This window comes from Pyxidicoccus fallax (assembly GCF_012933655.1).
Taxonomy (GTDB): domain Bacteria; phylum Myxococcota; class Myxococcia; order Myxococcales; family Myxococcaceae; genus Myxococcus; species Myxococcus fallax.
In genome coordinates this window covers 24,655-50,296 of record NZ_JABBJJ010000026.1, presented here as the reverse complement: position 1 = coordinate 50,296, position 25,642 = coordinate 24,655, and the positions used below count along the sequence as shown (strand labels likewise).

The following is a 25,642-nucleotide window of genomic DNA, read 5'->3' as shown; positions in this document are numbered from 1 at the left end:
AACTCGCCGAATGACGCCGCAACCCGCCCGACCCGGAATAGCTCATGCCCTACTGGTGGGGCCTGACCCCGGGCTACGAGGGCCTCAGGCGGGAGGGGGTTTCCACTGGAGCCGAGGGAGGGGTTCCCACGCGAAGCCCTCATCGTCCAGGTCGTAGCGGTTGCGGTCCGGCCTCACGCCCCTGCCACGCTCGAAGATGCGCGGCGCCCAGCCCATCTCCCAGCGGTCCCGGCTCCAACGCAGCGCGCCCCAGGCATAACCATGCTCTCCCGAGGACTCCCCGTGCCCCGCTCCCGCGACGAGGCGCAGCGAGTCGCGCGGCATTCCAAGCCCCCGCATGGCCCGGGCCGAGGCCGCATGGACATGCCCGCACAGGTGGACATGGTGGGCCCGCTCCGCCAGTCGCTCCAGCAGCAGCTCCTCGGCGGTCGGATGCAGCCAGCCTGGAGGGTGGTGCGTGAGCAGGAACACCAAGTCATCCTCCTGCACCTCCTGTAACGTCCGGAGCTGCTTCTCGCCCATCACCAGCCTCCGCTCCGCGTCGCCCTTGTCGCTCACCCAGACCGAGCACAGTCCCACCAACCAGAGCCGGCCGGGGCGCTGCGGCGTGGGTTCGAGGGACTCGCACCAGTCCAGCGGTGTGCCATCGTCTGCCTTCGGGTGGTTGCTGGCGAGGCTGTTCACGAATCCTGCGTAGGCCTTCAGCTTCTCGCGCAGTGCCTCACGAATCGCCGGGTCATGGAGTCGCTCATCCAGGCGCGCGGGGGGAAGCTCGAACGAATCCTCTCCCGGGTGGCCACGGATGGCCGCATGGATATCGCCGCATCGCTTGGCGAGTTCCCGGTCGACATCGTGGTTTCCAGGCACGAGTCGCAGGGCCTCTGGAGTAGTACCGGCGGCTTCGACGAGCTGCTTCAGCCACGCGCTCGCCTTCTCGTACTGCGTAGGGCTGGCGCTGAACGCGATGTCGCCGGTGACGAAGAGAAAGTCCGGGTCCCAGGGACGGCGTGCCCTCACGTCCTTGAGGAGTTCCTCGGTGATGGTCTCCTGGTTGAACCGGTGTGACTGGGGGCCTGCGCCAAAGTGCAGGTCCGAGACATGAAGCCAGGTGAGCGCGGGACGGGGCGGGCGCGGAGGTCTGCTCGGGCGTCGTTCCTCTTGTAGGGCGAGCAGCTTCCAGTCACCTCCGGAACCCCAGACGTACTCGAAGAGGGTGCCGCTGAACGCAGCAGGATTGCCGGTGACGAGCCCCTGTCCACGCAGGGTATCCAGGCGCGTCTTCATGCCGCGACAGCTCTCGTCCAGCACCTCCTGCATCCTCAAGGGAAGGGAGCGGTAGATGTCCCTGAAGGTCCCCGAGTAGAAGCCGGAATCGATGAATCCTCGGAGGTTCTCCTCAGTGGGCGCCCATAGCGTGGTGCCGTTGTCCATCAGGAACCTGCAGAGTCCGGCAATGAGGTTCGGAAAGCCCGCCGTGGCCCGGTAGATGGCATTGACGACTTCCTCCTCGCAGGCCGTGGGGGAGATGCTCCGTTCCCGGCGAATCATCCTCGCGGCCTCTTCGCGCCCGAGCGGGCGGAGCCACTCCCGGCACGCATCCTCCAGGAGCCGCGAGAGTTCATCGGGCACCTGGCTCGCCATCAACGTCGGCCAGGCGGCCAGGATGAAGGGACGGCCATCAATCCGCCTTCGCAGCTCGCGCAGCTCGTTATCGGTCCATTTCACGAGGCCCTGGGCTTCATCGAAGAGGAGCAGTTCATCAACTTCCGTCAGCTTGCTGAGGACCCTGTCCGCGCCGTCGAGCACGTGGAGAGGGGCGCAGCTCTTCCGGGCAGGGTTCTCGTGGATGCGCGCGAGCAGGCTCGTCTTGCCGATGCGGCTGGTTCCGAGCAGCACCATGCCGCGCCGCGCTTCCTGGATGAGCGTGTCGATGAGAGCAGGGTCTCGGTAGTCGTGCTCCGCGGGGACGCAGCCTCCGTAGTACCAGCTCATGACTTCACCTCGTGAATCCAGCGGAGGAAGGGCGGCTCCACGTCGAGCCGTTTCTTCAAGACGTCCGCGATCCCCTGCGCCTCCAGCAGGTGCAGCGTGGGCCTGTCGAGTCCCTCATGCTCGGAAGCCGGACGGCTGGCCAGGGCGCGAAGGATCTTCTGGACGTCGCCGGGAAGCCGGCTCCACCGGCTTTCATACCCATACATGCCGATGACGTCCTCGAACACCTTGTCCTGGAAGGCCCGGTCGACGTCCTCTACGTCGATTCGGAAGCGCCGCTCGTCTTGGCACGTCTCCAGGGCCTGCTTGCCCAGGGCCTGGGCGATGAGCGGTCGTCCTCCGGAGATTTCGGTGACGCGAGTGACCGCCTCGTCCGTCAGCGTGTAGTCGTCGCCCAGCGGTGCGCGCAGCAGGCGGGCCAGTTCCTGGACGCTCATGGAGCCCAGGCGGTGGCGATAGAACATATTCAGGAAGGGGGAGCCATCTGGGTCATTGTCCAGCGCGCGCATCTCGTGCGTCGGCCCGGCCACCAGGACGCGCAGCCCGTCCCGGTGGCGCTCCTGGAAGAGCCTCCGGAGTTCGTGCGCCATGCCGGGAGACCGGGCGAGGAACTGGGCCTCGTCCAGTAGGAGGGTGAGGCGTGCGCCGGGGCCTCGCGACCGCACGCGCTCCTCCAGGCGCAGCCGGATGGCCTGGTCCAGCACTTCATGGGGGCGGCCCTTCAGGTGTTCTCCTGGTGCGACGGACGCGGCGATGCGGAGCGGCAGGTTCTCCAGGTTGTCCTTGTCTCCCTGGAGAGAGATGAAGTGGCAGCTCCCACTCAGGCGTTGCTCGATTTGGTAGAGGAGCGAAGTCTTTCCGATGCGCTTCTCGCCGATGAGCGCGACGGCCTGGGTCTCGAGCTCGCGATGGATGCGGTGGAGGTCTGCTTCGCGGCCGTGGAAGTCCCGGGGATGGTGGATGGGCACGCCGACGATGTAGGGAGGCCGAGGAAGGGTGGGCTCCTCGGCATGCCACTTCGTCTGTGAGGTGCGGCGTTGTACGAGCCCCTGCTTCTTGCGCTCGACCAGGAGCGCGGCGGCGCAGGTGGCGAAGTCGTTCAGGGCGGGCGCGCCTGGAGCGAGGGGCTTGCCCGCCAGTGTCTCTCGAATGAGGTCGGGACGGTGGAAGAGGGGCGCCCAGAGCGCGGCGGGCATGGCGCAGGCTCCGGAGACGTAATGCAGCAATTGGGATGTATCACCTGCTCCTGCGTAGAAAGGCGTTCCGGCAAGGAGCGATACCCATCCATCGGCGCTGCTTGTCAGGATGATGGGGTGTTGTTCGGCGGAGGTGTTCCAGAGGCGCACCGTCCCGTCGTCCGCGCCGGAGGCCAGCCGGGCGCCGTCGGGCGCATAGGCCAGTGCGCGCACCCCAAGCGAGTGCCCCTTCAGCGCGTGCAGCAGCTGGCCGGTGGCGGCGTCCCAGAGGCGCACCGTCCCGTCCTCCGCACCGGAAGCCAGCCGAGCGCCGTCGGGCGCATAGGCCAGCGCGCTCACCCCAAGCGAGTGCCCCTTCAGCGCGTGCAGCAACTGGCCGGTGGCGGCGTCCCAGAGGCGCACCGTCCCGTCTTCTGCACCAGAGGCCAGCCGGGCACCGTCAGGCGTATAGGCCAGCGCGCGCACCCCAAGCCAGTGCCCCTCCAGTCTGTGCAGCAACTGGCCGGTGGCGGCGTTCCAGAGGCGCACCGTCCCGTCCTCCGCGCCGGAGGCCAGCCGGGCACCGTCGGGCGCATAGGCCAGCGCGAGCACCCCAAGCGAGTGTCCCTCCAGCGCGTGTAGCAGCTGGCCGGTGGCGGCGTTCCAGAGGCGCACCGTCCCGTCCCCCGCGCCGGAGGCCAGCCGGGCACCGTCAGGCGTATAGGCCAGCGCGCTCACCCATTCCGAGTGCTCCTCCAATCTGTGCAGCAACTGGCCGGTGGCGGCGTCCCAGAGGCGCACTGTCCCGTCGTCCGCGCCGGAGGCCAGCCGGGCGCCGTCGGGCGCATAGGCCAGCGCGCGCACCCATTCCGAGTGCCCCTCCAGTCTGTGCAGCAACTGGCCGGTGGCGGCGTCCCAGAGGCGCACTGTCCCGTCCTCCGCGCCGGAGGCCAGCTGGGCACCGTCGGGCGCATAGGCCAGCGCGCTCACCCTAAGCGAGTGCCCCTTCAGCGCGTGTAGCAACTGGCCGGTGGCGGCGTCCCAGAGGCGCACCGTCCCGTCCCCCGCGCCGGAGGCCAGCCGGGCACCGTCGGGCGCATAGGCCAGCGCGCGCACCCATTCCGAGTGCCCCTCCAGTCTGTGCAGCAGCTGGCCGGTGGCGGCGTCCCAGAGGTGCACCGTCCCGTCGTCCGCGCCGGAGGCCAGCCGGGCACCGTCGGACGCATAGGCCAGCGCGCTCACCCCTCGCGAGTGTCCCTCCAGCGCGTGCAGCAACTGGCCGGTGGCGGCGTCCCAGAGGTGCACCGTCCTGTCGTCCGCGCCGGAGGCCAGCCGAGCGCTGTCGGGCGCATAGGCCAGCGCGCTCACCCCTCGCGAGTGTCCCTCCAGCGCGTGCAGCAACTGGCCGGTGGCGGCATCCCAGAGGCGCACCGTCCCGTCCCCCGCGCCGGAGGCCAGCTGGGCACCGTCGGGCGCATAGGCCAGCGCGCGCACCCTAAGCCAGTGCCCCTTCAGCGCGTGCAGCAACTGGCCGGTGGCGGCGTCCCAGAGGTGCACCGTCCCGTCCTCCGCGCCGGAGGCCAGCCGGGCGCCGTCGGGCGCATAGGCCAGTGCGCGCACCCCAAGCGAGTGTCCCTCCAGCGTGTGCAGCAACTGGCCGGTGGCGGCATCCCAGAGGCGCACCGTCCCGTCCTCCGCACCGGAGGCCAGCCGGGCGCCGTCGGGCGCATAGGCCAGCATGCGCACCCCAAGCGAGTGCCCCTTCAGCGCGTGCAGCAGCTGGCCGGTGGCGGCGTCCCAGAGGCGCACCGTCCCGTCTTCTGCACCAGAGGCCAGCCGGGCACCGTCGGACGCATAGGCCAGTGCGCGCACCCCAAGCGAGTGTCCCTCCAGCGCGTGCAGCAACTGGCCGGTGGCGGCGTCCCAGAGGCGCACCGTCCCGTCCTCCGCACCGGAGGCCAGGTGCCTGCGATCGGGCGACCATGCAGCTACGTTGACGGCTCCACTCCGAGTGTGGAGCACGGGGCGCGGGGCTGGGAATTCCCTGGGGCCATTGCGCCGCGCTGGCTCGGCGTGCAACTCGACCAGCCCCTCGCACTCCGCGCCATCCCATTGTGCGTCCTGAATCGACGCATCCACGATGGACGTCCGGAAGAGATCCGCCTCCCTGAAGCGTGCGCCATCTAGAAGCGCTCCGTCGAAGGCGACATGGTCCACCCTGGCACGGTCCAGCCGAGCGCCTCGCAGGTCGGCCACATCGAGCTGCGCCCCGGAGAGGTCCGCCCCGGAGAGGTCGGCACCCTGCAGGGATACCCAGGGAAGCTCAACCCTGGCCAGCCGCGCGTTCGCCAGCCGTGCCCGTGCCGGCAATTCCTCCTCCAGCCGCTTCCCCAGGGCCTCTCCCACACCCTCGCGTTCTCGCGTGGCCAGGTAGAGCACCAGCAGCGCGTTCTCGCTGACGCGCGGCCGGTACTCCGTCGTGAGCACCCGCCGCAGCAATGGCTTGCGGCGCTCCCAGCCTTCGATTCCCACCAGGAACGATACCACCTCGGGTGTCAGGTGCGGCAGCGCCAGGGCATCCTCGTGCCCCTCGTCCAGACGCGCGGACATATCCACCGCGAGGAAGTACTCCAGGAACGAGCGGTGGGCGAACTGGAAGCCCCAGTGGTCCTCATCATGGGCCAGGAAGACCGCCAGCCGGACCTCCTGCACCGCCTCGTTGATGGTCAGCAGGGCCTCTTCGCGGTAAACTTCGAGCACGAGCTTCGATACTTCGTTGTACTTGGCGCTATCTTTGCCCGACTCGAAGAGACTTCGCGCCAGTGCGCGAGCGAACGCCAGCCGCTTTTCGCGCGGCACGCTGCCCTCGCCCTCTTTGCGGCTCTCCAGCCAGTCCTCCGCCGCCACTTCATATAGCCGCGTCGCGTTCATCTCCCCGCTGGAGAGCCGCTCGCGGCTCCGCACGATGAGGTCCAGCAGCACCGGTCGTGTGGAGAGGCTCGTCAGGTCATGGGTGCCGCGAATCTTCTCCAGCACACGACCCTTTTCTTCATCGGATGGGGTGTGCCGTGACACGAACTCCATGACCTCGGACCGGTCCAACTGCTCCAGCTCGATGAGCGCCAGCGAGGCCAGGGCCCCCGGCCGTCGCTCCCGGAAACGCTCCAGGTCCGGGAAGAGCGTCTTGCGCGAGGTCACCACACCGCGCGCCTCATCCGACGAGAACGCGCCCAGCAACACCTCCAGGGCCCCATCGAGCTGCTCCGGGGTGAGCCGCATCTCGTCCAGCCCGTCGAAGAGCGGAACCGCGATTCCCAGCTCGACGGCCAGTCGGAAGACGTCTCCCGTCAGCCCCGGCAGGTGCGCCGCCGCGAGCGAGTCCAGATCCAGCGCCATGCCTCGCAGCGGCAGGAGCATGGGCGCCGCGGCCCCCTCGGTCCCCTCCAGCACGGCCTTGGCCATGAGCGCGGCGCGGCGGCGGAGATGCGTGGACTTTCCCGTCCCAAAGTCCCCCAGCACGAGCGCCCGCCCGCGCTCGGCCAGCGCCCGGTCCAGCGCGTCGGAGACTGACAGCACCTCGCCCGTGGACTGGAGCCGGGCCCGGGTGGCGACGAAGCCCTGCTCATCCGCGTCCGTCCAGGCCGCGAGGCAGCGCTGGGCGTGGGTCCGAAACGCGTCGCGCGCCAGTGGATCCAGCGACTCTCGTAGCCCCAGGCGCTCCATCCCCGCCGCGAGCGACTCCTCCGGCATCGTCTTCCCGAAGACCCGCACGGAGCCCCCCCTCGGGCCCAGCCGGGTGGACAGCTCGGAAAGCCGCGCCCGGGCGGAGGCGTCCAGCGACTCGGCCGCGACGTAGAGCGCGAAGCCCCCGCTTGGAGGAAGCGTGAGGGCGGCGGCGAGTCCTCCCTCTGGGCGCGACGCCCCCTCGGCGCGGGGCCCCAGCCCGATGGCCGAGCCCGGCACGCCCAGGCAGCGCAGGACCCGAAGCAGCAGCTCCACCTGCCGCGCGGACGCGGACCCACGAGGAGGCTCCGGGGTGAACTCGAGCCCCTCGCTGGCGAGCACCCCCAGCGCGTCCGCGGAGGAGAACGGTCGGGCCCGTGCGCTGCCGCTGCCGCCGCGAGCAACGGAGGGTAGGGCGAGCTGACGGAGAATCTCCACGACCGCGGTGTGCCGGCCATCCGGGTTGTCGTAGGGGATGAGCCGCACGCCTGCGTCCTCCAGCTTCTTGCGCCGGTACGGCGTGACGGTGTCGGCCGCGACGAGGGCGAAGTGGCGCGGAGGCTGGGCCCCCGCGAAGGCACGAACGCGGCCCAGGTGCAGGTCGAAGTCATCATCGGCCAGGCCGTAGCCCACGAACAGCAGGGGCACGGCGTGGAAGAAGGCCGTGAAGGCGTCCCGGAGGTTCGCGTCGGCGAACATCGCGCGGTCATACTCCTCGCGGGTGAAGACCCAGCCCGAGCGGTCCAGCAGCGTGCCGTGCAGCTTGAGGATGAAGCGCTTGCGGTGGGCGATGTCCCCCGTGGCGCGCGCCAGGGTGGGCCACCGGCCGGCGAAGGCCTTCTCAAGCAGGTGGTCGATGTTGGTGGTGAGGACGGCGCGCAGATTGGGCGCGAGAGCGGCGATGGCGCGAGCCACCTCCGGAGGCTCCTCCACGCGCTCGTCGTTCAGGCGCCGCTCGATGAACTGGTAGAACTCGGGGCCGCCCAGGCAGGCCTTGAGGGCCGAGAGCGCGTCGATGTACTGGCGCGACGCGGTCAGCTCGGCAATCTCGTCGAGCGCGGCGGGGAGCGCGTCGCGGTTGCGGGCATGCTCGGACAGTTGCTCCACCAGGCGCTTCCAGCCTGGCAGGCCGGCGGCGGCCGAGACGCCGGCGCCAGCGAAGATGACGAGGTTGCCTGTCTCGTAGGCTTCGCGCAGCTCGGTGAGCGCGGGGTCCGGAGGGCGGGGCGAAGCCGGCTTCGTGGGCGTGGAGGCCATGGCGTGGAGGTCCGTCGAGGAGGCGCTGCTCCCTGCGGCGAATCTCCCCCACGGAGCCTCCGATCATGCTGCAACCCTCCTCGAAGTACCAGGGTCCCGAGGAGAAGGAGAGGGAGGGGGCAGAGGGGCGGAGAAGGGCCCCTGACAGGGCCGCCCGAGCGATGCTCCCGGCCGGTGGTGGCGGGTCGTCCGTCAGCGAAGCGGACCCAGCAACCCGGCCCGGTCGAGAAGCTCCCTCACGGAGGCGGCGAGGCTGACGTGCTCGGCGTTGGTGGCGGTGAAGCGCTCCGGAGTGAGGATGACGAGCGAGCCCTTGTCCTCTACGGACTCGACGCGGACCGGAGCGGGGAGGGCGGGAATCGTGCCTTGGCTGCGCGAGAAGTACATGACCCAGCCGACGAAGGTCCCCGGCTCGGAGGCCTTGAGAACTTCGGCTCGATGGGTATCCGAAGTGGCGACGCCCCACGCCGGCTCCCAGGCGAGTGCCATGGTGCGGAGCGCTCGGGTCATCACCTCGGCAGTGGTGACCCGCTGGGCAACAGGACCTTGTCGTGGAGGATTGAGCGTGCACGAGTTGCCAACGCTCGTGGAGGACAGTCCGCATCGCAGCAGGATTCCCGTGGCGCTTCCCTGCGGCTCTCCGTTCCAGGCCGTAAGACTGAAGCCACCGAGCAGTTGGTGTTTCCTGCTCGCGAAGAGTTGCTCGAAGGTCGATGCGTGAGGAGCGAGGCGTCGCTCCAGTGCTTCCTCACGACTTTTGTCTGTGCCGTACCAATTCGCCCAGGTCGGTTCCAGGGGGGCAAGACCCTGGAAGAGGGACTCCGCACGTCGGGCACAGGCCTCGGCTGACTCCTTGCGAGCAGGCCAGTAGACGCCAGCGTAGTAGCCGTCGGTCATGTGGAGCGCTCCTCAGGGCCGCGCTGGGATGTGGATGACCTCGATCTTTCCGAGGCCGTTCGTGTCGAACAACTTGCGGAGATAGTCAGCCAATCTCTTCTCCGCGACAACCCACCGTACGGGGACTCCGTTGGCGGCGTCGAGCTGCCTTGCTGCCTGCGAGAGGATGCCGTCGATCCCCTCGAAGAACCAGAGGGGTTCCAGGTCGTCATCGATGAACTTCGCGATGTTCGGGCCTTTTGTTTCGAGGAGTACGACGTCATCAAAGCCATCGAAGTCCACGTAGTCCCGGGGGCCACTGCCGGTTCGGATGCGGTAGACCCAGCCTTCCGGTGCACCCGTGTTCTGGGCCTGGTACTTCCGCGCAGGCGGCTTCATGACCTCGTTCTTCTGTTCCCACCGTCCAGGGCCGCGCGGAGGCGGGGGCCAGGGCCGCATTGCATTACCACCGTTCCCGCCGCCAGACCCGATGCTGGCCATATGCAGGACATACAGGGCACTGGCACCCTCGCCAGCAACCGTCACGAGCCGCCCGGCTGGAACCGCCACCGCGCGCAGCGCCAGGGTGCCATCGGTGGCGAGTGAGAGCACGGGCACACCCAACTGCCCCAGCCGGCTGCCGGCGGAGGCGATGCGTGCACTGCCCGCGCCCGCCGTTCCGCACGTCAGCAGCACGTTCGTCAGCAACCTGGAGGCCTGCCGTACCTGCTCGCCGTGTGGCAGTGCGCGGTACTTCTCCCAGTACTCGGGGCTGTGTTCAATCAGCGTCCGCACCGCCGCTGGCAACTTCGCCAGTCCGGCGATGCTCTCCACCGGCTCCAACACCAGCGTCACCACGCCGTCCACCACATCCTCTACCGCCCGGCCCACTCCCTCCACCGCGGGCCCCACGGTGCCCGTATCCGGAATGTAGCGGCCCGCTACGCGCGCGTCGGGGTGGTGCCCGAGGTCGTCCTCCAGCCGGTACAGGTACGCATCGCCGCGCGTGGCGTAGAAGGGGCCCACCTCGAAGCCTTCCGCGCGAAGGGTGCCGTCACGCAATTGCACTTCTCCCGCGTACTGGACCGCCTCGCCCGTGGTTGCCTTCACCAGGTAGCCGTCGGGACGAAGGAGGAGCGTTTTCGCATATCGCCGCATGCGTACGTGCAACTCCTTGCGTGATACCGGCTTGCCGGCCTGAACCACGCCCACCAGCAGGTGCGCCGACACACGGCGTGGGCCCCACTCTCGTAGCGGCACCTCCACTTCCAGCATTCGTGTCAGCAGTGAAGCCGCCTGTGTTGGCGTCAGCTTCCGTCCGTCCTTTGGAAGCAGCGAAGGTGGTACTCCCGCTCGCACCATCAGGCCCTGGAACCAGTCAACATCGACGAGCGATGACTCGATAGGACCGAGTCCACTTTGTGTGCGCTGCTGCTCCGCCGCACGTTGGTGCAGGAACTGTGACTGGGACAGCGTGCCCTTACGGAGATGCCAGGAGAGAGGGTCGTCTACCGGCAGCGGTCCGTCAGTGCCACAGCCGCTGAACACTACCGCCAGCGCAAGCAGCGCACTGACCACCGGACTCCAGGTCGGACTCTCCGCTCTACGTCGTGGCTCGTGCATGGAGCGCTCTTTCAAGGACCAGTGATGGAGCCGTCACTACCATGACAGCTCGTGCAGCGCGGATAGGCTGGTCGAGGTGAAACCCTCTCCCCGGAGCAGCGCCCTGTGAGCTTGGTGCAGGTGGGACGCGTTTTCGAGCAGCTCCAAATCCGTGGTCAGCGCGATGGTGGCCCGGCTGGAACTCCGCACGCGCCTGGCGTAGGCGCTCGACGGAGCGCGGGAGCGGCGCGTGGCCCCGTCGGGCCGCCCGGGGGGCGTGGTGGGGTGAGCCGGCTTTCCGCTCATGACTTCTTCGCGCGGGGCGCCTTCCCGGTGGGGCGCTCGGTTGCGAGGTCCTGGATGAGGGCGAACACCTGCTCCGCGCTCCGCCGCGAGGCGTTCGCGCCCTGGCGCTCCCACCGTTCGAGCAGCCAGAAGTCGGTGGCCTGGGCCATTCCCGTCAGGGCCACCAGGAGCAGGTCCTCCGGGACGTCTCTCCGCACCGCGCCCACCCTGCGCCCATCCGCGAGCACGCGTCCGAGCCAGGTGCTGAGCGGGGCCTCGAAGCGGAGCCACACCTCCTGGAGCTTCGGATTCGCGCGCGCCTGGGCCATGCCGCGGATGAGTCGCGCGGAGCGCTCGTCGCTCATCACGAAGTCGAGCATCCCGAAGTACGCATGCCGGAGCTGGCGCCAGAAGTCCGCCGCGTCGCCGGGCCGGGTCCACGTCCCTACCCGGTCCACCAGCCCGGTCAGCGTGGTCTCCAGCACGGTGGCGTACAGGTCGTCCTTGCCCTCGAAGTAGTAATAGGCGCTGCCCTTGGAGATGCCCGCCCGTTCGATGATGCGGTTGTAGGACGCGCCGTCGAAGCCGTGCTCCGCGAACTCCTCGGCCGCCACATCGAGGATGGCCTGCTGGCGCTCGGGCGCAAGTCTGCTGAAGCGGGGGTGGGCCATGGCAGTCCAGGGCTTCTATCAGGAGGAGGCGGCGACGTCCCCCCGCCCGCCGAGCGCGGCCTCGTGCAGCCGGTGCCAGGCGACGATGCCCCGGTCCGCGCGCACCAGCGCTCCGTGCTCCAGCGAGCCGGAGCGCGGCAGGCTGCCGCGGACCATCCGGTAGTCATCCGGCTGGATGAACCGGAACTCGAAGGCGAGCGCCAGCCACGAGCCCAGCCACCCGAGCCCCGGCAGGCGGACGTAGCCCTGGTGGAAGCGCGCGGACACCCAGGTGTGCTCGGCGTCCGCCGGGGTGCAGACCACGACGCCGTGGAGCCGGGACGAGAAGCGCAGGAAGAGCACGCCGGGATAGCGGATGTGGATTTCGAAGCGCATCCCCGTCCCGGGCGCGGCAGACTCCTTGCGCAGCCATCCCACGGTGTGGATGACGCCGTCCTTCACCTCGACTTCGTACGGGTCCAGCCGCGTGTACGCCCCTGGTGCGTAGCGCCGGTGCGCGAACGGGAAGTGGTGGAGGTCCATCATCCCCTCCATCACCCGGGAGAACCGCGCGTTCCACAGCACCTCCGTCGCCGCTCCATGCGGGTCCGGCTCGGGGGCGCCCGGAATCCATGGCAGCTCCGGTGGCGTCTCCGGCGGTGTTCCTCCCAGGAACGCCCAGATGAAGCCGTGCGCCTCGCGGACGGGGTGGAGGCGCAGGCACAGGGCCCGCGAGGGCCTGGCGTCGCGGCCCTCGCAGGGCGTGAGGGTGCAGGCGCCACCGCCGTCATAGCGGAAGCCGTGGTACAGGCACTCCAGCTCACCCTGGAGGACCCGTCCCTGCCCGAGGTCCGCCCCGCGGTGCGGACACGCGGCATCGGCGCACCGGACCGTTCCCGACGCGTCCCTCCAGAGGACGAGCCGCCTGCCGAGCCGCTGCACGCTCAGCGGACGCTTCGGTCCGAGCGAGGACGCTCGCGCCACGGCATACCAGTGCGCGGCCCACCGCTCGGTGGGGGCGTGCGCTGAATCAACGCTCATCGGGGCACCTCGTTTAGACCGGTAGTTAGACCAGTGGTCTAATCCTGCTGCGGAGCCGGCTGGCGTGCAACCCGAATGGGAGGACTTCGAGAGGGTGCCAGAAGGGACCGCTGGTAGCGCCGCCTGCCGGACACTGCCTGCCGTCCCGCTTGTAGGGTGGCGCGCTTTTTGGCCAGGATGCCCCCGACGGGGCCGACAACCAGGTAGGGACGCGGATGCGCAAGCTGCTGGTGTTGATGCTCTGGAGCGTGTGGTTGGGCTGCCGCGCGGAGCCGTCGGAAGACGCCTCACGGCAGGATGCGGGGCCCGGCGAGCCCCCGCGGGTCGAGGCGGAGTGCACGCCGGCCGAGAAGCCCACCTGCTGCGTGAAGTGTGAGGACATCCTGACGGAGCCGGTGTGCACGGACGGGAGCTGGAACTGCCCGGAGGGCTCCAGGGACAAGCGGCAGTGCCCGAGCAGTCCCGAGTGGCCCGCCTGCACCCTCCCGCCTCATCCCCAGCAGCTGTACACGTATCCGGGGTGCGCCAACGAGGACTACCACTGCCCCCGCCTGAAGACGGTGTACTGCGCGCTGGAGAGCCTCCGCGCGGCTCGGGCCCAATGCGAGCAGGACAGTGACTGCGTGGCGGCCGAAGTGGATGGCCGCTGCGCGGGTTACGGGGAGTGCCCCCCGGCGATGGTGAACCGGACCGGCCGCGAGGACTTCGAGGCGAAGGCCGCCGAGGAACTCCTGCGCTACTGCACCACGTCCCCCGTCTGCATCAGCAGCGGCAGCTGCGGCGTTCCCTCCTTCGAGCCCCGGTGCCGGGAGGGACGCTGCGTGGCGGAGCCGTCCGACGCCGGCACGTAGCAGAGGGGCACGCCCTCTGGGCTCTTTGGGGAGTTCAACGAGAAGAAGAAGTCCGCCCCAGCGGTGGGCGCCTCAAGCGCCGCGGGGGCTCTTGGTTCCGCCGCGCTTCTTGACACTTCGGGGCGCGGATCTGGCTGCAGGAGCGCGCGCGAAGAGTTCTTGGACGGACTGCACCACCACCGCCCTGCGCAGCCAACGCTTGAGCTGGGCGGGCCGGGTGCACTCCTGGATTCTCTGCCGTGCCTCGGCATCCACCTTGAGCCCTCGTGCGTCGAGCACCTCCAGCAGGGCCACCTTCTCACCCTCCTGGAGCCCTTCCTGGCGGCCCTGGGCCACGTACCGACGGGCGAACTCACTCTGGTACTCGTAGGTGCCGCTTCGCATCAGTTCCTCCAGGGCGTGCCGCGCTGCCTCGTTGAGCGAGGACACCACCAAATCAACGTAGAGGCGCACCCGCTCGCCTTCAAGCCCCACCACCGCCCCCATCACCGCCTGGGCAATCGCCTGTCCCACCTCGCCCTGCCCATGCGCCATCGCCGACAGCACCGCCAGCTCCGGCTCTCTTCGCGCCTCCTGCACGTCCGTCAGCACCGGTATCGCGTCAGGCCCCACCACCAGGGGCCTGAGCACGAAGCCCGGGTGCCCCAGCTCAATCGGCCGGGCGCACCAGCGCGCCACCGCGGCGTCCGGCGCCACCACCAGCAGCGCCGTGGGGCAGTCCACCCGCGAGCGCAGACTGCTGAGGTACAGCGGCCACGTCTTGTGCTTGTCCTCGTCCCTCGAAAGCTGCACCTCCACCACGATGGCGAAGACGGGCCGGCCCTCCCACAGCAGCACCACCAGGTCCGCCCGGTACTCGGTGGGCACCACCTCCGTCAGCTCCGCCGACTCCACCCGCGCCTCGGACCAGGCGGGCAGTCCGATTCCCAGCGCATCGCGCAGCAGCTCCGCCGCCAGCGCGGGACGGTTGCGGAACAGCAGCAGCAGCCCTTCGTGCCTCATGGAAGTCATCGACGGCACCCTACCTGCCGCGTCTGACGTCCTAATGCCTCCCCAGAGGGTGCGAGGCCCTCGGGCGCGCACCGGTCGCTCACAGCGGGCCGTGGGGAGCACGAGGCCGCACGGAACACTCGCGAGGCTCGTCAGCGGGGGCCGATCTTCTTGCGCGCGATGAGCCGCCCGGCATCCGCGACGAGGAGCCCCACGTCCTTGCGCGAATCCGAGCCGTGACGCCATCTCAAGGCGCCGGGTCTTCACCCTCGCCGTCAGGCGTTCCGTGCTCCTCACCCGTCATGACCGAGCCTGGCAACACAGGGCCAACGGGCACGGGGCGGGGCGCGGAGGACGGGGCACGGCCGAAAGCGTAGCGCTCCTCCGCGTGCGCGCCGAAGGACGCGCCCTCCGCATGCGCCACCAGCACCAGGTCCTCGGAGGGCGGTGCCTCCTTCCCGAACGCGACCACGTACGACACCGCGCGGATGTCCCCACCCTGCCCCTCGGGCACGGTGAAGTGCGCCGGCCCCTCGAGGAGCCTCGCGTCCGCGGGCAGGGCGAGGTGCACCGTCACGGGAGCCCCGAAGCCCAGGCGCCGCTCCACCTCCGCCACCAGGCGCACGCGCCCGGCGGAAGGCTCCACCACCGTCCAGCTCACGCGCATCGGCGCGGGAATGCGCGTGGTGAGGCCCGCCAGGCCCCCCTGCGCGTGGACTTCCGCGTGCGACTCCAGTTCCTCCGGCGCTCCGCCGTCCGTTACTGCCTGGGGGAGGGGCTTCGCTCGGACCGCGGCGGGCCGCCCTTCCCGCTCCCCCCGGGGGCGAGACACGCCGGCAGCGTCGAGTGCAACAGGCCGCCCGTCCGCGGCCAGCGACTCCGGAGCTCCTCGCCGGACAGCGTCACGCGGGAGAGCGCCCTCCTCCGCGCCGCCACGCGCCCCGACCTTGTCCCGTTGGGAGAACGGGGGCGGCGGCTCCGGCCGCTTGCGCATCCTCCCCCGGACGCGCTCCACGCCGGACGCCACTCCCGCGGAGAGCGCGCCCGCCAGCGCCAGGGCGAGCACGACGCCGGCGATTCTCCGTCGCGTCACGAACAGCAAGAGACCTCCCTCGGGGAAGACATCGTCAGCGCCATCGCCAGTTGCTCACCGGCACAGGGGCGCATGGCTGGGATACGGGTACGCCACGGCGGGCTCGGTGGCCGCATCCATCACCGAGCGCGGGAAGCCCTGGCACATCAACGCGTCCAGGAAGTCCGCGAGGCACGGCGCGGGGTCTTCCGTCTCCCGCACGTCCACCACCTTCCCGTTCTCCATCCGCCAGCGATGCCGCAGATAGCCGCGCGCCCAGGGCGAGGCATTCATCGCCGGAGCGGCGAGGGCCTCGTACAGCGGCTGCCGCGACGCCGTGCCCCTGCCGAGCCGATAGAGGATGGCGGCCACCTCGTTCTCCTCGATGCGCTGGAGCAGCCCCTCCCCCGGCTTCGGCCGGGACCACATTCCCAGCGAGGGCTTGCGCGCCTCCAGGTCGACCCAGAACATCGTCCCGCCCTGCCGGTCGTAGTACCGCGAGCTGCCACGCGAGTCCGCGCTGAACCACGTGGCCCAGCCCTCGCTCCACGCCTGCCCGGGGAAGGTCGGCACGCCGATGTAGTGCGGGCCGCCCTCATTGGGCGTGGTGCCGTGGCTGGACATCACCCAGTGCCCCAGCTCGTGCAGCACCATGGCTTCGGACCACCACGCCGCGTCGGTGTCACCGGGGAGCCACACCTGCGCCTCCCACCTCCGTCCCGCCGCCGTCACCGGTGTCGCGGAGAAGCACGCCCCACAGGACCAGGTGGTGCCGAAGCCGAGCCACGCCACCACCGGCAGCCCCGTGCGGCCGTAGCGCTCCCTCGACTGCCGCCACGCCACGCGCAGCGCATCGAACACGGCCGCGGCGCCCGAGCCCTCCGACTCATGAATCGTGAACACCGGCCGCTCCACCAGCGACCGGCGAGAGCGGGACCAGCTCCAGATGCGCGCCGACGCCCCGGGCACCGCCGGCACACGGTGCTCGCCAGACAGCGCCGGGTCCGCCACCGCGTACGTCACCGTGGTTCCGCTCCCCCGCCCCGCCGCGTACACGACGATGCGGTCCTCCTCCGCCACTCCGTCCGGCACCCGCACGGTGAATCGCCCCTCCGCGTCCGTCACGCCGAGGTCCACCAGCGACTCGTCCCGGTAGGACGCGACGAGGAACCCTCCCGCCGGCACCAGCTCCGCTTCCGGTGTCCAGCCGCGGAACGCCGCGTCCGGTCCCCGGCGCGCGTAGCGAACGATGCCGCTCAGCGTGGACCCCGGCTCACCACACCAGCCACGCCCGTTCGCCTCCACGCAGCCCGCCGCGCACTCGCGCGATTGCCAGCGCCCGTCCGTGCACAGCTCCCATCCACCGCCCGAGCAGCGCGTGACACCCTCCACGCACGCCGTGCCCTCCGCGCAGCGCGCGACTCCGCCCTCCTCCACGCAGGTCGCGCCCGGCTCGCAGTCCTCGCGCAGGAACACGCCCAGCTCGCACCATTCCACCACGCGCGTGCCCAGACACCGGCCGCCCGCGGGCATCTCGGAGCAATCCTTCGCGGCGCGCGCCGCCTCGTCGGTGGTGTCGGCACAGGACCGCTCGCGGCAGGCCACGTCCCCTTCCGGACATGCGGCGTCGCAGGGCTCGTCGCCTCGTCCCGGTCCACACGCGAGAAACAGCACGCCCAGCCCCAGCCACAGCGGCGACACGTCGAAACGCAACGTCGGGGAACCTCCGCGAATCGCGGCAGGACAGCACGTGCCTCGCGCCGAGCGGCAGGAGCGGGGAGACCACGGGTTCCCTGCCTGCCCGCTACGACAGGCATGGGGTGTTCTTCACCCGACATGGGTCATGCTCGCGCGCCTGCTTGTCTGCCTTTGTTCTCAAACGGTGTCGAAACGACGACGACGCGCGGAGTCACTGTCTGGCGGCGGGAGAAAACCGAGGGGCACATTCGCCACGCCCCGCATGATTGTTACAGTCGCCCGATTCCCCTCCGGGCAGGCAGGTCATCATCATGAACAGGACGGACATGAACGCCTCGCGGATGGACCCGCGGCTGGACCTCCCCAGCCTCGCGGTCCACGCGCTCTGGGCCCTGTGGCTGGTGGCCACCGTCGCGCTCTGGAGCAGTTGGGCCGTGTCGGCGCGCGTGGCGTCCATGGTGCTCGGCTGGGCGGTGATGTTCTGGAACTACGCCGTGCTCCACAACCACATGCACGTGCCCATCGCGAAGCCGAAGGCGCTCAAGTGGCTGGTGTCTCGTACCTTGGGACTGGCGTGTGGCTTCGCGTATCGCGGCTACTACCTCCACCACTTCAACCACCACCGCTACAACGACGGCGACGGTGACTGGGGACGGCGCCACCCGGGCGAGGGCGCGCTGCGCTACTGCGTGCGCTGGGCCCTCACCCCGTGGCTGTGGCCCCTCGACACGCTGAAGAAGGTGTGGGGCGCGTGCAAGACGCGGGGGCAGAAGGTGGAGCTGTTCATCGACTTCGCGGTGGTGGACGGCACGCTGCTGGCGCTGACGCTGTGGCAGCCGTCGCTCGGCCTGTCGCTGCTGGGCACGCTCATCGTCACGCAGGCGTGCATCCACTACCTCAACCTCGCGGCGCACCTGGGCGCGGACGCGAGGGAGCGCTCGCGGCTCGCGGTGACGTCCACGTCGCGCTTCTACAACCGCTGGTTCTTCAACGCCGGCTACCATCAAGCCCACCACCTGAAGCCGCAGACCCCCTGGCGCGCGCTGCCCGAGGTCACCGCGACGCTCGACGGACAGGGCCAGCTCCCCGCCGACCTCCAGACGGACGTGTCCCCCATCAGCCCCGTCTGGGCCGCGCAGGTGGCCACCCGCGTGGGCGCCGAGCCCGGTGCCACGCCCGGCGTGAGCGCGTAGCCCTACCGCGTCACCCGCGCCGTGAAGGCCGCGAGCAACTCGCGCCGCTCCGCCGCGTCCGTCACGCGGTCCAGCGCGGGGAAGAAGTACGTCTCCTCCCGCAGCTCGTGGTGGTGCGAGAGGTGCTTGAAGGTCGTCTCCGCATCCAGCAGCCGCAGCACGCCGCGCTTCAAGCCCGGGGAGCCCGGCTCCAGCGCACGCAGCTCCGAGCGGAAGCGCGCGAGGAACTCCAGCAGCCGCTGATGCTCGCCGGTGAAAAGCTCCGGAGAGGCGCCACGGATGCGCTCCGCGCGCGAGAAGACGGGCAGCAGCAGCGCCTCCTCCGCCTCCAGGTGCAGGCGCAGCGCCGCCTCGTAGCGCTCCAGCCGCTCCGCCGCCAGGGACAGGTCGAGGTCGAGCAGCGCGTCCTGGTGCTGGAGGAATTGTTCCTCCAGCTCGCGGTGGAGGGCGGCCAGGCTGGCGAAGTCGGAGAAGGGCGCGCTCATGGGGGGAACCTCTTCCGCACCTTCGCCAAAGGTTCTCGGGGCCGCAACCCCCGGCCGCTCACGCCTGGAGGAACAGCAGGGACGCGTCCTGGCGCGCCGCGCGCCGCCGCCCCGCGAGCAGGTGCCACGCCGTGAGGGCGACCACGCCGGTGGCGAAGAGGCCCAGGTACAGGCTGCCCAGGAGCGGGTAGCTCGCGGTGGTGAAGTTGGCGATCTGCTTCGTCCCCAGCAGCGCGGGCATGAAGGGCTCCACCTTCACGGGCGCCTGCGGGGACAGCTCGTGTCCGAAGACATAGAGCTTGTAGGCGAAGCGCCCCAGCCCGAAGAGGGACACGTAGGCGGTGAGGACGGACAGGTCCAGCAGCGAGCGCACGTTGCCGAGCGCCGCCACGCGCAGCGCCAGCAGCACCAGCCCGCCCACGGCGAAGGGGAGCCAGTCCAGGTCGGACAGCGCCGCGCGGTCGATGGGGCGCATGCCGATGTAGTGGTTGAGGGTGTTGATTTCCTGGATGTGCTGGCCGTCCCCGCCGCCCTCCAGCTTGTAGGACCAGATGTCCATGGTGAGCCCATCCGGGTACTGCGGCGCGCTCAGGTCGATGCGCCACAGCGGCGCCGTGAAGGTGAGCAGCAGCGGGACGACGAGCAGCGCGAGCGCCGCGCGGGCCCGGGGGAAGAGCGGCTGGTCGAGGAATGCGTAGAACTTCCGGAGCGGCTGATTCATCGCGTTCTCCTCACCGTGGGTCAGACGAGGTCACTCCGCTGGAAGCGGCGCAGCGCGTGGGCCCACGCCCCGAGCCCCACCGCCACGGGCCAGAGCGTCCCCACCGCGAACAGCCCCGCGCCACCCAGGCGGTGCGCGAGGAAGAAGCCCACCGGCCCGAGCACCGCCAGGTCCGGCGTCACTCCCGACAGGAGCGCCATGCGCGCCGCCTGCACCGGGTTGAGGGCGGCCAGCAGGAACACCGTCCGGGGGTCCAGCCGCCACTGGAGCATCAACCCCACGAGCCCGAAGTCGATGAGCGCCACGCCCAGGGCCCACAGCGTGAGCAGCCAGATCATCGCCCGTGCCTGGCTGCGCACCAGCGTGCTCACCGCGATGCCCAGCCCCACGAAGGCCAGCAGCAACGCGGCGCTCACCGCCAGCGCCCGCCACAGGAAGCCCCAGGGCACCTCCTGCCCGAAGCCAAGCCGTCCCAGCACGGCCATGGCCACCATCAGCACCACCAGCGGCACCACCAGCGCCGCGTAGCGCACCATGCTCACCGCGACGAAGAAGGCCCCCCGCCGCACGGGCAGGCTGAAGAGCAGCTCCAGCGTGCCGTCCTCGCGCGCCCGGTTCACCACCTGCCCTGTCGCGGTGAGCGCCAGCAGCGGCAGCAGCAGCACCAGCGCGTGACAGAAGGACAGCAACACCCGGCCCATGCCGGAGAAGCCCAGGAGCGAGGACTCCCGCATTCCCACCAGCACGAAGGCTCCGGCCAGCAGCGCGTACACGGCGCCACAGAACACCATCCACCGCGAGCGCAGCACCTCCGCGAGGTCCATCCGCGCCACCGAGGCGACCTCTCGCGCGAGCGACGTCATGGCGTCACCTCTCGCGAGCCGACCATCCCGGCCAGCACTTCCGCGGGCGCGCGGGCCCCGGGGGCCCCGGCCTCCACCGCGCCCACGCCGTAGCCCATCGGCGTGGGGCTCACCGGCACGAAGGCCACCTGTGCCCCTGGAATCCACCGGTCCTCCCGCACGTGGTGGAACCACGCCGCGTGCACCGCGGGCCGCTTCTCGGCCTCGTAGCGCAGCAGGCATCCCGGGTCGTCGAAGTTCAGCACCCGTCCATCCGCGAGCTGGAGCTGCGCCGCGAAGGCGGGCTCGCCCACGTGCATCCGGCAGTGCGCGCACGCCTCACGGTCCCATGCCACGGGCACCGGACCCTCTGGCAGCCCTTCCGTCCAGGCGAGCGCGAGGCCCAGCACGGACGCGAGGCCCAACACCACCGCCCCGCGCACCAGCCATCGCCAGGGGCTCTTCTCAGTCGTCGCCATGGGACACCTCCACCCGCTCCGGGTTCCTGACGCGCAGGTGAAGCATCCGGAGTTCCACCCCGTGCGCCAGCCACACCACGGTCTCCGGGGTTCGCCGTCGCGGGCTCCTCCTAGTTGCCACCATGGGACACCTCCACCGTCTCCACGTCCCGCACGCGCGGAGCGCTCAGCCGGCCCGCGGCTCGCGCATCAGCCACCATCCCGTACGCCGGGGTGCCACCCCCGTGGGGCACCTCCACCGTCTCGACGTCTCGCACGCGCAAGTCGCTCATCCGGGGACCCAGCTCTCGTGCCAGCTCGGGCAGCAGTGCGCGCGTTTCCGCCTGGGACAGCGTGCGCACCCACCAGCCGCGCAGCCCCATGCGGAAGCCACGCGCCTGGAGCCAGCCCTCCGCCTCCCGCGAGCCGGTGGCCACCTCGACCACCGCCAGCCCCCGGCCCGAGAGGAAGTCACCCGCGGGCCCGTCGTACGTGACGCGCCCCTCCTCCAGCGACACCACGTGGCCCGCCAGGTGACGCAGCTCCTCCAGCCGGTGCGAGCACAGGACCAGGGTCCGTCCTGGCGTCAGCTCCTCGCACAGCGCGAAGAAACGCTCGCGCGCCCGGGCATCGAGGCTGGCGGTGGGTTCGTCCATCACCAGCAAGCTGGCATCCGCCGCGAGCGCGAGGGCGATGAGCAGCTTCTGCTTCATCCCGCCCGACAGCGCGCGGAAGGGCCGGCCGCGCAGCGCCTCCACGTCCAACTCCAGCTGCCCGGCAATCCGGACGATGGCCTCGGGCGCCAGCTCCCGTGTTCGAGCCACCAGAGACACGACATCCCGCACCGTGGCGCCGAGCTGCGGCGCTACCTGTGGCACGTACGCCAGCCGGCGCGCGACCTCCAGCCGGTCCTCGAAGGGCGAGCGCCCGTCGAGCCGCACCTCGCCCTCGCACTCGACCAGTCCCATCAGCGAGCGCAGCAGCGTGGACTTCCCGCTGCCATTGGGGCCGATGAGGGCCACGCGCCTCCCGGCGGGCACTGACAGGTCGATGCCCTTGAGCACCTCCGCCGCGCCGAAGCGCTTGCGTACCGCTCTCAGCTCAATCCGCATGACGGGGCTCCAGTTCCAGTTCCAGTGGTGCCATGCGCGGCGCGGCGTCGCGTAGCACCGGCTTGGGCGCGAAGAGGGGCAGCAATTCGCCGGCGGCGCGCACCAGCGACAGCGTGGGCGAGCCCCGGAAGAAGGCGAGGTCCGGGTAGCGGGCCACCAGGTCGCCGGACAGGCTGCGCAGCTCGTAGGGCACGTCCCCGACTCCGTCCGCGTCCAGGTCGTAGCCGGCATAGTCATCGAAGTCGTTGCCGCGCCACTCCACGGTGAGCGCATCGCCGCCGCCCTCCACCTGCACCTGCGCGTGGTTGTCGCGGAAGCTGTTGGCCCGGAAGGCGTTGCGCCGCTCGCTGCTGTGGAACACCACGCCCACGTCGCCCAGGCGGAAGTGGTTGCGCTCGAAGACGTTGGCGTCGCCCTCCTGCAGCGGCGACGTGTCCAGGTAGAGCCCCACGGTGTTGCGCACCAGGAGGTTGTCCTCCGCGGTGACGTTGCCGCTCTCCTTCAGCCCCAGGCCGATGCCGGCCGCGCCCGTGGCTCCCGCGAGGACGTTGCGTCGCAGGGTGATGCCGCGGCTGTACATGACAAAGACGCCCACCTCGTTGTCCGCGTAGTGGTTGTCCTCCACGACGTTGTCGTGGCTGTGCATGAAGTGGGTGCCGTACCGGCCGCCGATGACGGTGTTGCGGCGCACGGCGTTGTGGCTGGAGTACCAGACCACGAGGTCGCGTCCCGCCTCCACGACGTTGTCCTCGACCTGGGAGTGCTTCGTCTCCCAGAGCCGGATGGCGTCCCCGCGCATCCCCAGAGACGGGCCGCCCGAGCCCACGACGTGGTTGCCCCGCACGGTGACGCCCTCCGTGCGCTCCACGAGGATTCCGAACACCGCTTTGCGCACGGTGACGCCTTCCACCCAGGCGCCCTTCCCGCGGACGTGGACGGCGGCATCCAGCGTGTCGAACCGGCCACCGCTGCCGTCCACGGTGAGGCCCAGCAGCACGGCGCCCTCCCCTTCCAGCCGCACCGTGGTGCCCTCGCCGGAGGAGCGCACCACCGCGTCACGAGGTCCCCACAGCGTGACGCGCGCGGGAATGCGCACCGGACCGGGGTACGTGCCCGGCGCGAGGCAGAGCGCATCCCCTGCCCGAGCCGCGTCGAGCAGCGGCTGCACGGCCGTGCTCGCCTCCACCGCGCGGCAACTGTCGGGCCGAGCGGGCGTTGCGAGCACGGCAGGCTGACGCTCTCCGCTGGAGTGCGAAGACCGGGTACTGCCTGCCACCGGCATCGCGAGCCCCCTGCCCTTGTGCTCTTCGCTGGAGTGCGAGGACCGGGCACTGCCGGTGAGCGGTGCCGCGAGCCCACCGCCCTGGTGCTCTCCTACGGAGGGAGCGTGCGGCGACCTTTCGGCGGGATGCATCGCAAGCCCACCTTCCTGAGGCGCTGAGGCTCCAGCAGCGCCGGAGAAGGGCGCCGCGGGCCCGATGCCATCAGCGGGCCGGGCACAGCCCGCGAGGACGAGCCCGGCGGTGAGCACGGCACGCGCGGCGATGTGGAGCGGAAGGGCCATGGGCGTGGGGACACAGGGGAAAAGATGGCGCCCGGGACGGGGGGTGGATCCTTCCCGGGCGCCGGGAGGGTCACTTCGGTTCGACGAGGAAGTAACCCGCCATCTCGAGGTGCAGCGCCGAGCAGAACTCCGTGCAGTACATGGGGTACACGCCCGGCCTGTCGGCCACGAAGGTGACGTTGGCGTGTTTGCCCGGCTCCAGGCTCAGGTGGATGTTCTGCGAGGCGATGGTGAAGCCGTGCGTGGCGTCCTTCGCCTGCTCGATGTTGGTGATGTGCAGGTGGACGGTGTCTCCCTCCTTCACGCGGACGATGTCCGGCGTGAAGTGGCTGCGCACCGCCGTCATGTAGACGTGGACGCCATCCGCCGCGCGCACCACGCGCTCCTTGCCGCCCTCCACCGCGTGCTCGTCCTTCTGGTGCGTCAGGGCGTTGATGCCCGCGGGCTTGTAGATGTCGACGGCCTTGATTTTGTCCGCCTTGATCATCTGCGCGTAGTGCGGCTCACCCAGCGGAATGGGGCTGTCGTAGAGCAGCTGCATCTTCTGCCCCGTGGTGTCCACGAGCTGGAAGTTCTGCGGCAGCAGCGGGCCCACGGGCGCGAAGCGGTCGATGGCCCACTTGTTCATGGCCACCAGGAACTTCCCGTCGGGAGAGACGGTGTCTCCCTCGGCCGCCGCCAGGTGGCCGATGTTGTAGTGCGTGGGCAGCTTGTCCACGAGCTTCAGGTCCTTGAGCGACCACTTCGCGACCTTCGACTCGATGAAGACGGACGTGTACGCGTAGCCCTCGTTGTCGAATTGCGTGTGCAGGGGCCCGAGGCCGATTTCACACTGGCCGCGGATGGCCTCCTGGAACGGGAGGATGGGCACGCCATACGGGTCCTTCCCCGCCACCGTCCCGGCGGAGATGAGCGCCTTGATCTTCTCGATGCTGAAGACGGTGGCGTGCGTGTCCAGCTTGCCGCCGACGATGATGTCCTGACCGTCCGGGCTGACGTCCACGCCGTGTGGACTCTTCGGCTCGGGCACGAAGTACAGCAGCCCCTCCGCCACCGCCGTCTCCAGCGGGATGACGCGCATGCCGGCGATGGTCTCCGTCTTCCCCGCCTTCACCACCGCCTCCGCCTTCCGCCAGGGAATGACGTGGAGGTAGTCCATGTCGTTCTGCGACACGCCCGACTCCAGCGGCGGGTTGCCCTCCATGTTGCCGCCGTAGGCGCGCTCGGTGTTGATGGAGTTGATGAAGATGTAGCCGTCGCTCGCCAGCTTCCCCGCGTCCGCCAGGTCCTGCATGTACGGCGGCAGCTCCATGGCCCACGACTCCTCGGGGACGAGACGGCCCTTCGCGCGGTCGAACTTCCAGAAGATGACCGCGCCCCGGTACTCGTCATTGAACTGCTTCACGTCCGCGAACCGGCCTCCCAGCGGCGTGGGGTACTGGCTCGTCTCGATGACGTACTCGGTGTCGGGGGTGACGAAGGTGGCGCCGTGCTCACTCTCGATGAGCTCGCTGGCGACAATCTGCGTGGTGGCGAAGTCCTTCAGCGACACCACCGCGATGCGAGGGTTGGCCTTGTCGTTGACGAAGATGTACTCACCGTCGTAGTCGCCCTTCGTCTCGGAGAGCGCCGGGTGGTGCATGTCCCCCCAGGTGAGCATCTTCCCGTCGCGGCTGCCCTGCTTCAGCAGCGCGTTCGTCTGGTCTCCATAGCCGTAGCCCTGCCAGGGCTCGGGCGTGAAGACGCCGATGTATTTGAGGATGCGCATGCTCGGCACCCCCATGACGATGAGGTTGCCTCCGTGCCCGCCCGAGGCGAACAGGTAGTACTCGTCGTGCTTGCCCGTGGGCGTGTACGTCTTGAGCGCGGCCACCACGTCCGCCTCGGACAGGCCGCGCTTCTCCATCATGTCGCGCAGCCCGCTGCCGCCCAGGCTCGCGGAGGCCGAGCCCGTCGCGCTCGCGCCGCCACCGTTGGAGCCGTTGCACCCCAGCGCCAGCAGCATCGCGGCGCCGCACATCCACTTCGCTGTCGATGTCTTCATGGCCCTGCCCT

18 protein-coding genes are annotated in these 25,642 nt (G+C 70.2%); 2 read left to right on the top strand and 16 right to left on the bottom strand.

What is annotated here, in order from left to right; genetic code table 11:
- Window positions 1-84 precede the first annotated feature (84 nt).
- The 6 genes from HG543_RS08235 to HG543_RS08210 form a co-directional block, all read right to left on the bottom strand.
- Window positions 85-1,992: a metallophosphoesterase gene (locus tag HG543_RS08235; RefSeq protein WP_169344139.1), complete on the bottom strand. Its 1,908-nt coding sequence runs from the start codon at window positions 1,990-1,992 to the stop codon at window positions 85-87.
- Window positions 1,989-8,147 (bottom strand): WD40 domain-containing protein, encoded by a 6,159-nt coding sequence (locus tag HG543_RS08230; protein ID WP_169344138.1) that lies wholly within the window; start codon window positions 8,145-8,147, stop codon window positions 1,989-1,991. Before HG543_RS08230 ends, HG543_RS08235 begins: the two co-directional genes overlap by 4 nt.
- Before the next feature lie 192 nt (window positions 8,148-8,339).
- The gene (locus HG543_RS08225; protein WP_169344137.1) at window positions 8,340-9,044 is read right to left on the bottom strand and encodes an immunity 52 family protein; all 705 of its coding nucleotides are present in this window, start codon (window positions 9,042-9,044) and stop codon (window positions 8,340-8,342) included.
- Between the two features lie 12 nt (window positions 9,045-9,056).
- On the bottom strand, window positions 9,057-10,253 hold the full coding sequence (locus tag HG543_RS55110; protein ID WP_343073299.1) for a Tox-REase-5 domain-containing protein: 1,197 nt from the start codon (window positions 10,251-10,253) through the stop codon (window positions 9,057-9,059).
- 674 nt (window positions 10,254-10,927) lie between these two features.
- Complete coding sequence (locus HG543_RS08215) at window positions 10,928-11,581, bottom strand: TetR/AcrR family transcriptional regulator (protein WP_169344136.1); 654 nt, start codon at window positions 11,579-11,581, stop codon at window positions 10,928-10,930.
- A gap of 18 nt (window positions 11,582-11,599) precedes the next feature.
- Window positions 11,600-12,601: a Rieske 2Fe-2S domain-containing protein gene (locus HG543_RS08210; RefSeq protein WP_169344135.1), complete on the bottom strand. Its 1,002-nt coding sequence runs from the start codon at window positions 12,599-12,601 to the stop codon at window positions 11,600-11,602.
- Window positions 12,602-12,816: 215 nt separating this feature from the next.
- Here HG543_RS08210 and HG543_RS55105 point away from each other — a divergent pair, with 215 nt between their 5' ends.
- Complete coding sequence (locus HG543_RS55105) at window positions 12,817-13,452, top strand: hypothetical protein (protein ID WP_246356845.1); 636 nt, start codon at window positions 12,817-12,819, stop codon at window positions 13,450-13,452.
- Between the two features lie 72 nt (window positions 13,453-13,524).
- Here the strand turns inward: HG543_RS55105 and HG543_RS08200 are convergent, their stop codons facing one another.
- The 3 genes from HG543_RS08200 to HG543_RS08190 all read right to left on the bottom strand — a co-directional run bounded on the left by HG543_RS08200 (window position 13,525) and on the right by HG543_RS08190 (window position 17,227).
- Window positions 13,525-14,454, bottom strand: a complete 930-nt coding sequence (locus HG543_RS08200) for a hypothetical protein (RefSeq protein WP_281404373.1) — start codon at window positions 14,452-14,454, stop codon at window positions 13,525-13,527.
- A gap of 235 nt (window positions 14,455-14,689) precedes the next feature.
- Window positions 14,690-15,535, bottom strand: coding sequence for a hypothetical protein (locus HG543_RS08195; protein WP_169344134.1), 846 nt, complete (start codon window positions 15,533-15,535; stop codon window positions 14,690-14,692).
- A gap of 54 nt (window positions 15,536-15,589) precedes the next feature.
- A complete protein-coding gene (locus HG543_RS08190) occupies window positions 15,590-17,227 on the bottom strand; it encodes a hypothetical protein (protein WP_169344133.1) in 1,638 nt (545 codons plus the stop codon).
- A 296-nt stretch (window positions 17,228-17,523) separates the two neighbouring features.
- Between HG543_RS08190 and HG543_RS08185 the strand changes: the two genes are divergently transcribed.
- Window positions 17,524-18,405, top strand: a complete 882-nt coding sequence (locus HG543_RS08185) for a fatty acid desaturase family protein (protein WP_169344132.1) — start codon at window positions 17,524-17,526, stop codon at window positions 18,403-18,405.
- Window positions 18,406-18,407: 2 nt separating this feature from the next.
- Here the strand turns inward: HG543_RS08185 and HG543_RS08180 are convergent, their stop codons facing one another.
- From HG543_RS08180 to nosZ, 7 genes are all read right to left on the bottom strand, one after another.
- Entirely contained in the window at window positions 18,408-18,890 is a 483-nt protein-coding gene (locus tag HG543_RS08180; protein ID WP_169344131.1) for a hemerythrin domain-containing protein, read from the bottom strand.
- 58 nt (window positions 18,891-18,948) lie between these two features.
- On the bottom strand, window positions 18,949-19,611 hold the full coding sequence (locus HG543_RS08175) for a hypothetical protein (RefSeq protein WP_211193798.1): 663 nt from the start codon (window positions 19,609-19,611) through the stop codon (window positions 18,949-18,951).
- A 20-nt stretch (window positions 19,612-19,631) separates the two neighbouring features.
- On the bottom strand, window positions 19,632-20,474 hold the full coding sequence (locus HG543_RS08170) for an ABC transporter permease (RefSeq protein ID WP_169344130.1): 843 nt from the start codon (window positions 20,472-20,474) through the stop codon (window positions 19,632-19,634).
- Complete coding sequence (locus HG543_RS08165) at window positions 20,471-20,932, bottom strand: hypothetical protein (RefSeq protein ID WP_169344129.1); 462 nt, start codon at window positions 20,930-20,932, stop codon at window positions 20,471-20,473. The genes HG543_RS08170 and HG543_RS08165 overlap by 4 nt, the downstream gene beginning before the upstream one ends.
- A gap of 110 nt (window positions 20,933-21,042) precedes the next feature.
- The gene (locus HG543_RS08160; protein ID WP_169344128.1) at window positions 21,043-22,023 is read right to left on the bottom strand and encodes an ATP-binding cassette domain-containing protein; all 981 of its coding nucleotides are present in this window, start codon (window positions 22,021-22,023) and stop codon (window positions 21,043-21,045) included.
- Complete coding sequence (gene nosD, locus HG543_RS08155) at window positions 22,013-23,248, bottom strand: nitrous oxide reductase family maturation protein NosD (protein WP_169344127.1); 1,236 nt, start codon at window positions 23,246-23,248, stop codon at window positions 22,013-22,015. Before nosD ends, HG543_RS08160 begins: the two co-directional genes overlap by 11 nt.
- Before the next feature lie 409 nt (window positions 23,249-23,657).
- Window positions 23,658-25,631, bottom strand: coding sequence for a Sec-dependent nitrous-oxide reductase (gene nosZ / locus HG543_RS08150; protein ID WP_211193797.1), 1,974 nt, complete (start codon window positions 25,629-25,631; stop codon window positions 23,658-23,660).
- Window positions 25,632-25,642: the final 11 nt, after the last annotated feature.